The following is a 12,447-nucleotide window of genomic DNA, read 5'->3' on the forward strand; positions in this document are numbered from 1 at the left end:
CGCAGCGGGCGTCAGCGGTCGGCTAGGGCGTCACCGCGGAGCAGGCGACGTTGCTGAACCCCTCGCCGGCATCCGACGCGGAGTTGTCGCATCCGACGATGTTGCCGAGCCGGTCCGTCACGGCGTAGCCGAATCCGGGCCCGTTCACGTCGGCCATGTTGGCAGCGAAGACATTCCCCCGCCCCCACCCGTCCACGATCTCGTGGGTCTGATAACCGTCGCCGGGTGAGTGGCTACCGGTGTTCCCGCGGACCACCCAGTCGTTGCCCTTGATGTCCACCCACGAGTCCGCGCCATCCTCGACGAGGTGCGCACCGTCGAGGACGTTGTCCTCCACGCGGCCGCCCGTCGTCCCCTCCTTGACGTCGACGCTCTCCGCCGTCGTGCCCGAGATGTGGTTCCCGATGATCACGTTGCGGTCGCTGCGATCGGGCTCGCAGTCCGTGATGTCGCACCAGTTGCTCTCGGCCGTCCCGATGTAGACACCCTCGCCGAACTTCGCCCGACGCTTGCCCGTGTCGTGGATGACGTTTCCCGACACGACGTTGTCGGTGCTGTGCGCCCGCAGGTGCACCGCCTCATCGCCGGTGTCCGAGACGGTCAGGCCCGCGATGGTCGTGTGCGTGACCCCGTCAGCCATGAGTCCCTTCTGACCGTTGCGGATGCCGAATCCCTCGATCCGCCAGTTGGCCACACCGTCCAGATGGAGCACGTAGCCATCGTCCACCCCGCCGCCGTCGAGAACGGCGTCGGAGCCACCGCACAGTCGGATCGGTGCGTCCGCCGTACCGCTCGCCGTCGCCGAGAATTTTCCGGGATACACCCCCGGCTGAAGCCGGATCGAATCTCCCGGTTCTGCTTCGTCGAGAGCCGCCTGCAGTTCGGGAGCAGTCGCGACGACGACGGTGGCATCCGTGCAGTCGACGCCACCGGCTGAGGCATCCGGCGGCGCCACGGTGGTCGGACCCGTCGCCGGGTCCGAGGGGCGCGGCTCCGTCCCGGGGGCGGACGTTCCGCGGACCAGGGCGACGACGATCCCGGCGATCACGACCGCGGCGACGACGACGACCAGAATGATCGCGAGGGGGCGCCCGCGCCGCATCAGGGCCGTGCTCGCAGGGACTCGGGCGAGACGATCCCGCTGCTCAGCGATGTCAGCGGCACGTGGTGCTCGTACGGGTGGCGGAACGCCCCGAAGTGACGGTCCTTCCTCGTCGTCGCCGTCACGAGCAGCAAGACTCCCAGCCCCAACCAGATGACCGTCAGCGGCTGGAAGACGAACCTCAGCGCCGACGTCACCGTGACAGCCGGGTGCCACCGGTCGGTGTCGTTCTCCCCGATGAACGCGCCGTTCGAACCGTCCGATCGCACCGCGGTGCTCCCGTCGCCGCCCAGCTCGTTGCCCGCGATCGTCGTGCCGGCCACGTCACCCACGAGAAGGATGGCGTGGTTGGACACCCCGCGGACCACGTTGCCCGTGACCTCGGCATCGGCGTTGCGTACGTTCATGCCGGTCTCCGATCCCGTGACGGTGTTGCCCGTGACCACGGCGCCCGTGACAGACTCGCGGATCGCGATGGACTTCGCGGTCTGGTCGACGAACTCGTTCCCGGTGACCTGGACGTCGGCTGCGCCGCGGTCGAGCACGACACCGTCCGGATTACGGGTGAATCGGTTCTGAGTGATCTGGATGCCACTCCCACCCGTGACCTCGAGGCCGTAACGACCGTTGTCCGCGATGTTCCCCCCGTCGAGGACGTTGTCGCCGAAGCTCTCGACGGTCGTCCCCGACGCGCTGGGCCCATCGGCCAGCGATTGCCCGTCCATGGAGACACCGTTGCGACCGTTGTGGGCGGCCACCACGTTCTGCAGGGTGACCCCCGTCGACGAGCGCCCGATGGTCACTCCGTCGACGGCGTTGTCGACCGACGTCGAATCCGCGACGAGGCTCGAAGACACCCCCCGGTGGAACGTGATCCCGTCCACGAGGCTGCCCGTCACGGAGCTGCGCGAGATCGTCACGTCGTGCGCACCGGAGACGAAGATGCCGAAGGCATTTCCGACCATGGCCGAGTCCGTGATGGTGGCGGTCGCCAGGCCCACGTCGGCCGGTACCGCTGTGGCATCCACATCATCGGCACCGTCGATCGCGCTGGCGGCGTCGACGACGGGAGCGCCCGGAGGCGCGGCGATCTTCCCGCCGGATTGCATGATCCCGGCGAGGGCGGGATCGCCCAGGTCGTCGGTGCCGGTGACGGCCAGCCCGCCCGTGCTCCCGCTCCAGAAACCCAGGGACGACACCGCGGCGTGGCTGAGGTCTGCGGTGCCGCCGATCACCCGGAGGTAGGCGCGCCCGTCGCGGGTGTCCGTGTCCGGAGTTCCGGCCGCGCTGTTCCAGCTCGTGATGGATGCCGTGGCATCCGCCGTTCCGGCCATCTCCAACCTTCCGCCGAACGCGACGATCGAGACGAATCCGCTCGGCGAACTCTCCATCCGGAGATCGACCGGCCCGAGGGCGAGGGTCGCTCCCTGCATGACGGCGAGGTTCTCCTTCAGCAGATACGACCCGTCCTCGTTCCTCGTCAGCGATTCCGGCCCGAGGACGCCGAGGTCGTCGAGTGTGTACGGCTCGGCCCGCGCGGGGAGCACCAGCGTGAACCGGTCGCCGGTCTGGAAGCGGTACGGCTCGCGCACCGACAGCTCCCACGATGCAGCCGAAGCGACCTTGCGGACGTAAACGACGCGTTGAGCTTCCTCTTCGACCAAGCGCGCCTCGGTCGTCGGATCGCCGGGGTAGAGCGCGCCCTGCACGTTGCCGTTGCGAGCGATCTCGTTGAGTCCGTACGCCTCCTGTTCGACGGAGGGAGCGAACACCTGCGCGGCTGTCAACGCGGCCCCGCCGCCGACGACGAACGCCGCCGCGACCACCGCCACTGCCGTACGCCCCCTCACGACGTCACCGCCGGCTCCAGGGCGACGCCCTGAGGTTCGAGCGTGCGAGCCGTCTGGCCATCGCCGCCCATCTGGTCGGCGTGGCGGGTCAGCCAGCCCTGCTTGTTCATCGTGACGAAGGCGAACGTCTTGACCGGCAGCGCGATGAAGATCACCACGACCGCGTAGAGCGGCAGGATGAGGAAGTCGGCGGGGTTACGACGCAGGTGGGAGAAACCGCGGATCCCGCGTCCCAGGAGCACCCAGCCGACCGCGGCCAGGACACCCAGCACCGAAAGGTCCAGGCGGCTGAACACGAGGTAGAACATGGTCAGTCCCATCGTCACCGGGGTCAGCAGGATCTGCAGCACGGTCACCTTCGTCACGAAGGGCACCTTCCAGAGCCAGCCCTTCGCGATCGCGGTGAGGTAGCAGCGGTACGAGTTGCGGCTCCAGCGGACACGCTGCTTCACGAACGCTCGGAAGGTGTCCGGGAACATACTGAGCGCGCGTGCCGAAGACTGGTGCACCGTCTTGTAGCCGGACGCCAGAATGAGCCACGTCAGGCGTCCGTCGTCGCCGGCGATGCAACGTCGACCGAGGAAGAACTCGTTCTCCAGATGATCGAGCACGGCCATCACGGCGTCGCGTCGATAGGCGGCGGTGCGACCCGACAGGCACGGAACCGCACCCGCGCGACCCATGGCCGGAACGTAGTCGTAGTAGCGGAGGTCGACCATCCAGTCGGCGATGCGACGCCACACGCTCGTCCGCGCCTGAAAGACGTTCTGGTGAGTCCCCACTCCACCCACGAGTGGATCGATGAAAGGCTTCTGAACCGCCACGAGAAGCCCGTGGCGCCACCAGGTGTCGGAATCGGTGAGCACGAGGACCTCGCCGACGGCGAGTCGGATTCCGGCCCCCAGGGCGGATCGCTTTCCCACATGGTGGAAGAGGATGGGCCGCACACTGTCGTCACCCAGCGCGACGATTCGCTCGTACGCCTCGAGATCCTTGACGTCGAGCACGACGATGATCTCGGTCGGGCTCTGCGCTCGCCAGGACTCGAGACAGCGCATCAGGATGTCGGGATCCTCGTGATACGACGGCACGATGACCGACGTGGTCGTCCGGAAGTCCGACTCGATCGGTCGCGCGCGACGCGACAGGATGAAGCGGTAGAGCCAGAGTCCCCACACCACCACCCCCGCGATGGCGAGAGGGAAGTAGCCGGCGACGTCGGTGAGGACGTCCTGGACGTTCTGCCCCACCGCGGAAGAGGCGGTGATGGGGAGGGGGGCTATGGAAATGGGCACTCGCGTCATCGGTGGACGTCGTTTCTCACGAAGGGACAGGGCGATCACGCGGCGGTCAAAGAGACCAAAGCTGGGCGACGGCGACCATCACCCGGGCGAGAACCGGAGGTCCCTTCGGGAACCCATGTTCGGATGTGCGATGAGGCGCAAGTAGAGCCGTGTTCGGGAGAATGCGTCCGGGGGTCGACACCTGGTCGATCGCAACGTATACGCGCGGGCGTGCCCCGCGGCTGCGCGCGAGAGTCGGGAAGTGAGTCGCTGCTGCCCCGTGCCGTGATCGTCGATGTCGCCGCCGAGGGAGCGCCATCCGTCCTTACGGCTCGGGTCCCCGGGGACGATCGACGCGGCACGAACGAAGCGGTCGGCGGGTCGTGATCGACCCGGCCGACCGCTCACTGCGGCGAGGCGTCTCAGCCGGTGACGGTGCCCTTCGACGCGGCGAGTTCGCGACCGTACGTCACGGCGTCACCCTCGGCCTTGAGCTTGAGCGCCAGGGCCGTGTCGGCGAACGCGTCGAGCGCCGGGTTGACGCCGACGAGAGTGAACGGACGCTCCACGACGCGCAGATCGAGTCCCCAGACGTCCTCGAGCACGCGACGGAGCCAGCCGGTCGAGTGGTCCCAGCCCTCCTTGGGCGTGCCCGGGGCGTAGTTGCCGCCGAGAACGGTGACCAGGGTGGCGGGCTTGCCGCGGAGAGCCGTGCCCTGCGGGTCGATGCGCGGGTCGGTGTACGCCAGGTCGAACCACGTCTTGAAGTGCTGCGAGACGCCGTAGTTGTACAGCGGGACGGCGAAGAGCAGGGCGTCCGCTCCGATGAGCTCGTCCGCGAACGTCGTCGCGAGGGCCTGAGCCTCACGCTGACCGTCGGTGCGCTCCTCTGCCGAAACGAACTTGCCCGTGACGGCATCCGCCCACGCGGTCGCCGGGACGGGCTCGGAGGCGAGATCCCGCCGACTGACGGTGGAGTCGGGGTGGGCGGCGATCCACTCCTGCTCGACGAGGTCAGCGAGCGACCGGCTCGCGCTCGATGCGGGCAGGATGCTGGCATCCAGGCGGAACAAGGACATGGGGCTCCAATCCGAAAGTGAGAGTCGCTCTGAAAATATGAGCGACTAAGCAGACTGTAGCACGCGTACGATAGGACCATGACCGAGGTTCCGGATGCCGAGATCAAGGCCTGCGACGCCGCGGTGACGCTCGCCTTCTCGGTGCTCGGCAAGCGGTGGAACGGCATGATCCTGTCGTCTCTGGGCGCGGGCGCGACGACCTTCGTGGGCCTTCGCCGGGCCGTTTCCGGAATCAGCGACGCGGTTCTGTCGGACCGACTCGCGGAGCTGTCCGGAGCAGGACTCGCCGCGCGCACGGTCGAGGCGGGGCCACCGGTATCGGTCTCCTACGAACTCACTGACGCGGGGCGTCGCCTGCTGCCCGTGCTCGATCAGCTCGGAGCGTGGGCGAGGGAGAATCTCGAGCCCACGGCTCCCCTTCGGGGCTGATCGCCGACGTCGGGCGCGGGAGCCGCGACTCCCCTACGTCGCGGGACGGGGTTCGTCGCGCCGGACGGGACCATGGCGGGTGACGTCAGTCGTTCTGCCCCGGGGATTGGGGAGGACTTCGGGCTGACCGCCCCTACCGGCAACCGACGTCGCCGAGCAGGCCGTCCCCCCAATTTTGCCCGAGCCCTCCCCGGTCCCGCGATGCCCCCTTTTGACTCCCCATCACGACACTAGCTAGTTGAAACTCGCAGTTGCAAGTAGCAAGTTGCTTTCTGACATGTGAACGTGAGTGTGTCCCGTACGCTCGTTGGGGGCACACGCCGGAGAGGCGCGCCCGACACCGAGGGTGTCGTCCGTTGTACGGAAGGTTGGATGCATGACGCCGGAGACGGAGGGCAAGACGTGGGGGTCCGTCACCCGGGCGCCCCGGATCTCCAGCGAGGAGTCGCGTCGACGGCTGATGACGACGGCTGTCGAGATGCTTGCGCACACCGGCCTGACCGTGAGCTTGGAGCATCTGAACCTCGAAGAGCTCATCCGCGCCGCCGAGGTTCCGCGCAGCGCCTTCTACCGGCTGTGGCCGGCGAAGGATCTCTTCTTCGCAGACCTTCTCGTCGAGCTCGCGACGACGTCCGAGTCGAACGACGCCATGTTCTACCCCGGCACGCAGGATGCCGCGGACGGAGTCATCCAGAAGTACACGCATCTGCTGTCCACGCATCCCGGGCGCGTTGCCGTCCTGCGCGAGGTCGCGCGTGTCGCAACACGGGAGAACTTCGAGCATTTCAGTGAGTCGGTCTCGTGGCGAAGCCACGTCACGCTCGTCGCCACGGCGAGCAGCCTCGCCGACACCGAGCACCGCGACAAAGTCGCTTCCGCGCTGCGCGAGACGGAGCGCCGATTCATCGAGCGGACCGCCGAGTTCTACGGCACCGCACTCGCCGGCCTGGGCTTCTCGTTCTACCCGGGCGCGTCGGCCGAGCTCCTCGCGGGCCTGGGCGCCGCGGTCGTCGAAGGTCTCGCGCAGCGGCGCCTGGTGAATCCCGAGCTCGTCGACACGGTGATCATGAAACCGGGAATCGATGGCGACCTCGTCGAATGGCATCCCGCGGCACTCGGCTTCTGGGGGATCGTCGAAGCGCTGGTCGACATCGAAACCGCCTGACGGGCTCTCCTTCGCCGGCTCAGGCACGACATCGGCTGAGGAGGCTTGCGGATTCCCGCGCACCCGCGAGCGGCTTGCGAGCACGGCCGCTCCCGACAAGTGTCGTGCTCGGGCGTGCCGGATACGGCCCCGACGTGAGCGACATCGGGTCGCTGTACGCCCAGCGTGGGCATGCGAGTGGGGGCGGTAGCCCCGGTGCGCGAGAATCGTCTCGCAAGCCCACGAGCACGGTTGCTCGCGTGGCCCCTGCGCAAATGTCGACCCGCTAGCGTTGAACAATGTCTTCCGCGCGGGCCCTTGCTCACGCGTGGACGGCGTTGCGCGGCGCGGCGGCCGTTCTCGCCCTCGCCGCGATTGCGGCGCCCGCAACCGTCGTGATCCGCGGGGCAATGGCGGACGGCCGAGACGTGGCTACTGTTGCGTGGAATTTCTTCAGCTTCTTCACAATGACGTTCAACGGAGCAGGGGCAATCGTCCTTCTCTGGGCGGCCGCATGGGCCTGGTCGGGGAGAAGAGAAGGACCTGAGCCGCGTCCACTGGCCGTCGCGCTGGCCACCGTGACAACGTGCGTGCTGGTCATCGGTGGCCTCTACAACATTCAGCTGCCCGGCATGGAGATCGCTCACGCGGCCATCGTTCAGTGGTCAAACGTCGTGCTGCACATCGTCATGCCCCTGTTCTTCCTCGCTGATCTGCTGGTCGGTCCCCATCGGCGACCTTTGCGATGGCGGACCGTCTTGGCCGTCCTGACGTTCCCGGCCGCGTGGACCGTCTACGTCCTCATCCGAGCGAACCTCGTGACGAACACGATCACGGGTGTCCCCTATTGGTACCCGTATCCGTTCCTCAACCCGTACGAGCCCGGCGGATATTTGAGGGTTATGACCTACATACTCGCGGTCACGGTGGTCACCGTCATCGGATCGCTCTGCGTCATCGGGGTCGGACGCCTACGTGCCCGCCGCAGGCCGCGCGACAAGGCCGCGAGCCGGTAGCGTCATCCACCCCGGGACATCGATCCGCAAGGTCGTCGTCATCCACAGATCGTCCAGCGGCAACGGATCCAAATCCGTCACAGCAATGAACAGCGGCGCCTCTCCCGAAGGAGAAGCGCCGCATGCTGACCGATTCGGTGGACCTGAGGGGATTCGAACCCCTGACCTCCTCGATGCGAACGAGGCGCGCTACCAACTGCGCCACAGGCCCGGACAACTCATCAACACTATCACGCGACTTTCCTCTCCCCCGACTCGGCCGACCTCCCGGGCGCGCCGCGTTTCGGTCGCGGCGAGACGTCGGAGCAGGCGCTGGGTCGTGCAAAGTGGCGCGACCGAAGCCCGCCGAGAGGCGGTGCTACTGACCTGACGCGCGGCGCTCGAGCAGCTGACGGACGTGGTCCTCGATCTCCGCGTCGTCGACGTACCCCATCGACGCGTAGGGCGATGCGGCAGCGGGACGGGCGACCTCGATCGGCGTCGGCGCCTGCGCTTCGGCGATCTCGCGCGCCACCTGCTCGCGCGCGGCGGCGCGGAGAGCCTCGCGGGCGAGCTGCTCGTCGACGACAGCCGCGGCGCGCGAGCCCACCGAGGCCACCAACGGACGCGGCAGTTCACGCGGCGTCCACGTGGCCCGGGGTGCCGGGGCGGCAGCGCCGAAGTCTTGCACCTCCACAGCGGCACGCTCGTCGGAACTCATCACCGGGCGAACAGATGCGCGAGCCGCGACCCGGGAGAGGCGGTGCAACACCACGAGCGACAGCACGACGGTCACTCCCCCGACGGCGAGCAGCACCGGGGGCGCACCGAAGAACACCTGGATGCCACCGGCCACAGCCACCGCGAGCCCGAGGACGGCGAAGGACGTCGTCGCCAGACGGAAGCGACGGCGCGCACGGGCACGCTGCAGTTCCGGTCGAGCCACGGCAGCCGCCCGTTCCGCTCGGGCCCGCTCCACGGCGACGGCCTGCTCGGCTCGTGTCTTCTCGAGGGCCGCGGCGCGCTCGGCCTTGGCGACCTCGACGGCGGCGGCCCGCTCGGCTCGAGCAAGCTCGCGGGCAGCGCTGCGCTGCTCCTTGACCAGATCGCGGTCACGGGCGGCTTCCATACGCGCGATCTCGAGCCGGGCCTTGGCCTCCGCGAGTTCGGTTTGAGCCTGATGCGCCTGAACCTGACGTGCGATCTTCTGCTGCTGGTGAGCGGTTCGCGCCGTCAGTTCGAGGTGCACCTCACGCGGTGTCTCGGCCGTTTCGGCCAGGACGCGGAGCGCCTGATTCAGTCGCACGGCGTTACGTTCGGCAGAGGTGAAACGGTGCCGGCTCTGCCAGGACGGCAGCAGGTAGACCAACCACAGCGCGACCGCGACGAAGACGATCACCCCGCCGCCGAGAACCTGTCCACCCATGGCACCACGGTAGGTCACGACGAGGTCACACCTCGGCATCCCTCCGCGTGTCGCGCGGCAGATCGCGAGACTTCATCGCGCCGACAAATCCCCCGCAACCTGCGCGGAACTCGTCAGCCCGATGAAGTCTCGGCGCGGGAAGGGGCCGTGGCCACAAACCGGGCGCCGCAGAAACGGGGCCTACAGCCGATCGGCCGGCGGAATGAACGCCGCGTCCGGTGGGACCTGGCCCCGCACCCAGCGATCGAGAACGCCGTACGGGAGTTCCTCGCGCACAAGGGCGAAGGCGTAGTGGTCGCGCCAGTCGCCGTCGATGTGGATGTAACGGCGACGCAGTCCCTCGTACCGGAACCCGAGCTTCTCGACGACCCTCAGACTCGCGTGATTCTCAGGCCGGATGCAGATCTCGACGCGATGCAGATTGAGCTCGGTGAAGCACACGTCGGTGGCCAGCGCCACGCTGATCGTCGTGATGTTGCGACCGGCGAACTCTTCGGCGACCCAGTAGCCGATCGTCGCCGAGGCCAGTGAACCGCGCGAAACGCCCCACACGTTCAGCTGACCGGCGACCTCGTCGTCCCACTCCATGACGAAGGGGACGCCGAGGCCGTCGCGGTACTGCTGAAGGAGTCGGCGGATTCCGAGCCTCATGTCGAACGAGACGGGCCCGTCGGGGCTCGTCGCCTCCCACGGCCGCAGCCACGACCGGTTGTCGATCAGCTGCTGCTGAAGGACTCGCGCGTCACGATTGCGAATGAGACGGATCGACACCTCGCCGTGCCGTCGTGGGACGGAGAGATCCATGGCATCCCGTCGGGTCAGAGACCCGCCGCGAACTCCTTGAACCACGGGCGCAACTCCGGGCCGAGATCTTCGCGGTCGGAGGCGAGCTGGACGATCGCCTTGATGTAGTCGACACGGTCACCGGTGTCGTAGCGACGCCCGCGGAAGACGACGCCGTAGACCCCGCCTCCGTCGCCGCCGCCCGTCGCGAGCTCTTCGAGCGCGTCAGTCAGCTGGATCTCGCCGCCCTTGCCGGGTTCGGTGTGCTCCAGGATGCCGAACACGTCGGGTCCGAGGACGTAACGACCGATGATGGCCAGGTTCGAGGGCGCATCCTCGGCCTTGGGCTTCTCGACGAGCTGGGTCACCTTGACCACGCCGTCGTCTTCGGTCGGCTCCACCGCGGCGACGCCGTAGAGGTGGATGTGCGCGGGGTCGACCTCCATGAGGGCGATGATCGTGGCGTTGCGCTTGGTGTACTCGGCCAGCATCTGCTCGAGCAGCGGGTCGCGCTCGTCGATGAGGTCGTCACCGAGGAGGACGGCGAAGGGGTGGTCTCCCACGTGGCTGCGGGCGCGGAGCACCGCGTGACCGAGGCCCTTGGGCTCGCCCTGGCGGACCATGTGCACGTCGGCGAGGTCGGAGGAATGCTCGACCTTGGCGAGCTTGTCGTGGTCGCCCTTCTCGCGCAGCTTCGTCTCGAGCTCGGGCATCGAGTCGAAGTGGTTGGCGATGTTGTTCTTGTTACGTCCGATGATGATGAGGACGTCGCTGATTCCTGCGGCGGTCGCTTCCTCGACCACGTACTGGATGGCGGGCTTGTCTACGACCGGGAGCATCTCCTTCGGCATGGCCTTGGTGGCGGGAAGGAAGCGAGTACCGAGTCCAGCGGCCGGGATCACGGCCTTGAAGGGCTTGTTAGGCATGCGCATACCTTACTGGGGAGATGCGACAGCGCTGTTACCGATTCCGCACGCACGTACACTTAGGGCATGCCCGACAGCATCGAGCAGGCCAAACGCGCTCTTCGTGCGGACCTGCGCGAACGACGCCAGACCGTCTCCGCCCACGGGCGCGAGGTCGCTGAAGCCGGCGTCAAGGCGCAGCTCGATGCTCTCGTCGATCGTCTCGGCGCACGCAGCATCTCCTGTTTCCTCTCCACCACGACGGAACCCGGGACGCATGCGTTCGTCGCGGGAGCTGTCGCCCGCGGCATCCGGGTGCTGCTTCCCATCACCCGCGAGGACGGCCTTCTCGACTGGACGGTGGCCACCCCGGATGCCGAGATCGCCGAGGGTCTGTTCGGACTCCCCGAGCCGGTCGGCGACGTGCTCGGACCCATCGCGGTCAATGACGTCGATCTACTCGTCATCCCGGCCGCGGCCGTCGACCAGCGCGGAATGCGCCTGGGCTGGGGCCGCGGCTACTTCGACAAGACCATCGGATCGATGGAGAAGTGCCCGCCCGTCTACGCGGTGATCTTCGATTCCGAGTTCGTCGACGACGTGCCGCGCGACGTGCACGACCAAGCCGTCTCGGGCGTCGTCACCCCCACGCGCACGGTCGCGATCGATCACTCCAGAGCCTGAACACCCGAAGGAAGCCAAATGCCCACCTACGCCTACGCCTGCAAGCAGTGCGGTCACCGTTTCGACGCGGTGCAGTCTTTCTCGGACGCCGCCCTCACCGAATGCCCCGAATGCGGCGGTGAGCTGCGCAAGCAGTACGGATCGATCGGCGTGACGTTCAACGGGTCCGGGTTCTACCGCACCGACTCCCGCGGGTCGAATGGGACGTCCTCCGGCGCGGCATCCGCGGCATCGAGCGGATCTTCGACATCATCGACGTCTGAGTCGACGAAGACCGCGTCCACCCCGGCATCCTGACCTTCGCCGGACCCGGCGGCGCGGCGAAAGGGGAACAACGTCGTGATTAAAGGATTCAAGGAGTTCATCCTCCGCGGCAACGTCATCGACCTCGCGGTCGCGGTCGTCATCGGAGCAGCGTTCACGGCGATCGTCAACGCGATGGTCCAGGGACTCATCAATCCGCTCATCGGATTCCTCTTCCAGGTCGGCGATCTGAGTGACCTCGATGTCACGGTGCCGACGCTCCTGGGGGGCGTTTCGACGTTCCAGTTCGGCGCGATCCTCGTCGCGATCATCAACTTCTTCGCCGTGGCCGCAATCGTCTACTTCGTCTTCGTCTTCCCGATGAACCGCTGGAAGGCCCGCGCTGCGGCGAAGGCCGGCGTGCAGGAGAAGGCCGACGAGCCCAAGCTTCCCACCGAGCAGGAACTCCTCGTGCAGATCCGTGACCTGCTGGAGCGTCAGCCCCGCGACTGAGCCGACACCGG

The 12,447-nt window shown here is 67.6% G+C and carries 13 protein-coding genes and 1 tRNA gene; 6 read left to right on the forward strand and 8 right to left on the reverse strand.

The genetic code is table 11. The annotated features are described in order from the left end of the window. Positions 1 to 22: 22 nt before the first annotated feature. The 4 genes from ABC271_RS11630 to ABC271_RS11645 all read right to left on the reverse strand — a co-directional run bounded on the left by ABC271_RS11630 (position 23) and on the right by ABC271_RS11645 (position 5,314). On the reverse strand, positions 23 to 1,102 hold the full coding sequence (locus tag ABC271_RS11630; RefSeq protein ID WP_412925017.1) for a right-handed parallel beta-helix repeat-containing protein: 1,080 nt from the start codon (positions 1,100 to 1,102) through the stop codon (positions 23 to 25). Next, on the reverse strand, positions 1,102 to 2,952 hold the full coding sequence (locus ABC271_RS11635) for a right-handed parallel beta-helix repeat-containing protein (protein ID WP_412925018.1): 1,851 nt from the start codon (positions 2,950 to 2,952) through the stop codon (positions 1,102 to 1,104). Before ABC271_RS11635 ends, ABC271_RS11630 begins: the two co-directional genes overlap by 1 nt. Continuing rightward, positions 2,949 to 4,247, reverse strand: a complete 1,299-nt coding sequence (locus tag ABC271_RS11640) for a glycosyltransferase (RefSeq protein ID WP_412925019.1) — start codon at positions 4,245 to 4,247, stop codon at positions 2,949 to 2,951. The genes ABC271_RS11635 and ABC271_RS11640 overlap by 4 nt, the downstream gene beginning before the upstream one ends. A 410-nt stretch (positions 4,248 to 4,657) precedes the next feature. Beyond that, positions 4,658 to 5,314, reverse strand: coding sequence for an FMN-dependent NADH-azoreductase (locus ABC271_RS11645; RefSeq protein ID WP_412925020.1), 657 nt, complete (start codon positions 5,312 to 5,314; stop codon positions 4,658 to 4,660). Between the two features lie 78 nt (positions 5,315 to 5,392). Between ABC271_RS11645 and ABC271_RS11650 the strand changes: the two genes are divergently transcribed. The 3 genes from ABC271_RS11650 to ABC271_RS11660 all read left to right on the forward strand — a co-directional run bounded on the left by ABC271_RS11650 (position 5,393) and on the right by ABC271_RS11660 (position 7,903). Next, the gene (locus ABC271_RS11650; protein WP_412925021.1) at positions 5,393 to 5,743 is read left to right on the forward strand and encodes a winged helix-turn-helix transcriptional regulator; all 351 of its coding nucleotides are present in this window, start codon (positions 5,393 to 5,395) and stop codon (positions 5,741 to 5,743) included. 376 nt (positions 5,744 to 6,119) lie between these two features. After that, on the forward strand, positions 6,120 to 6,908 hold the full coding sequence (locus ABC271_RS11655; protein ID WP_412925022.1) for a hypothetical protein: 789 nt from the start codon (positions 6,120 to 6,122) through the stop codon (positions 6,906 to 6,908). Between the two features lie 278 nt (positions 6,909 to 7,186). Further along, positions 7,187 to 7,903: a Pr6Pr family membrane protein gene (locus ABC271_RS11660; RefSeq protein WP_412925023.1), complete on the forward strand. Its 717-nt coding sequence runs from the start codon at positions 7,187 to 7,189 to the stop codon at positions 7,901 to 7,903. Positions 7,904 to 8,041: 138 nt separating this feature from the next. On the opposite strand, the gene ABC271_RS11665 is transcribed toward ABC271_RS11660, so the two are convergent. The 4 genes from ABC271_RS11665 to galU all read right to left on the reverse strand — a co-directional run bounded on the left by ABC271_RS11665 (position 8,042) and on the right by galU (position 11,017). Then, positions 8,042 to 8,114 (reverse strand) — tRNA-Ala (locus ABC271_RS11665). 147 nt (positions 8,115 to 8,261) lie between these two features. Next, entirely contained in the window at positions 8,262 to 9,308 is a 1,047-nt protein-coding gene (locus ABC271_RS11670) for a large exoprotein (protein WP_412925024.1), read from the reverse strand. A 180-nt stretch (positions 9,309 to 9,488) separates the two neighbouring features. Next, positions 9,489 to 10,112: a GNAT family N-acetyltransferase gene (locus ABC271_RS11675; protein WP_412925025.1), complete on the reverse strand. Its 624-nt coding sequence runs from the start codon at positions 10,110 to 10,112 to the stop codon at positions 9,489 to 9,491. Positions 10,113 to 10,126: 14 nt separating this feature from the next. Continuing rightward, positions 10,127 to 11,017 (reverse strand): UTP--glucose-1-phosphate uridylyltransferase GalU, encoded by an 891-nt coding sequence (gene galU / locus ABC271_RS11680; RefSeq protein WP_412925026.1) that lies wholly within the window; start codon positions 11,015 to 11,017, stop codon positions 10,127 to 10,129. A gap of 66 nt (positions 11,018 to 11,083) precedes the next feature. Here galU and ABC271_RS11685 point away from each other — a divergent pair, with 66 nt between their 5' ends. The 3 genes from ABC271_RS11685 to mscL are packed head-to-tail and all read left to right on the forward strand — an operon-like array spanning position 11,084 to position 12,436. Beyond that, on the forward strand, positions 11,084 to 11,680 hold the full coding sequence (locus tag ABC271_RS11685; protein ID WP_412925027.1) for a 5-formyltetrahydrofolate cyclo-ligase: 597 nt from the start codon (positions 11,084 to 11,086) through the stop codon (positions 11,678 to 11,680). Positions 11,681 to 11,698: 18 nt separating this feature from the next. Continuing rightward, the gene (locus tag ABC271_RS11690) at positions 11,699 to 11,977 is read left to right on the forward strand and encodes an FmdB family zinc ribbon protein (protein ID WP_412925028.1); all 279 of its coding nucleotides are present in this window, start codon (positions 11,699 to 11,701) and stop codon (positions 11,975 to 11,977) included. Positions 11,978 to 12,019: 42 nt separating this feature from the next. After that, positions 12,020 to 12,436, forward strand: coding sequence for a large conductance mechanosensitive channel protein MscL (mscL, locus tag ABC271_RS11695; RefSeq protein WP_412925029.1), 417 nt, complete (start codon positions 12,020 to 12,022; stop codon positions 12,434 to 12,436). Positions 12,437 to 12,447 lie beyond the last annotated feature (11 nt).

Source organism: Microbacterium canaveralium (genome assembly GCF_047238045.1).
GTDB lineage: Bacteria > Actinomycetota > Actinomycetes > Actinomycetales > Microbacteriaceae > Microbacterium.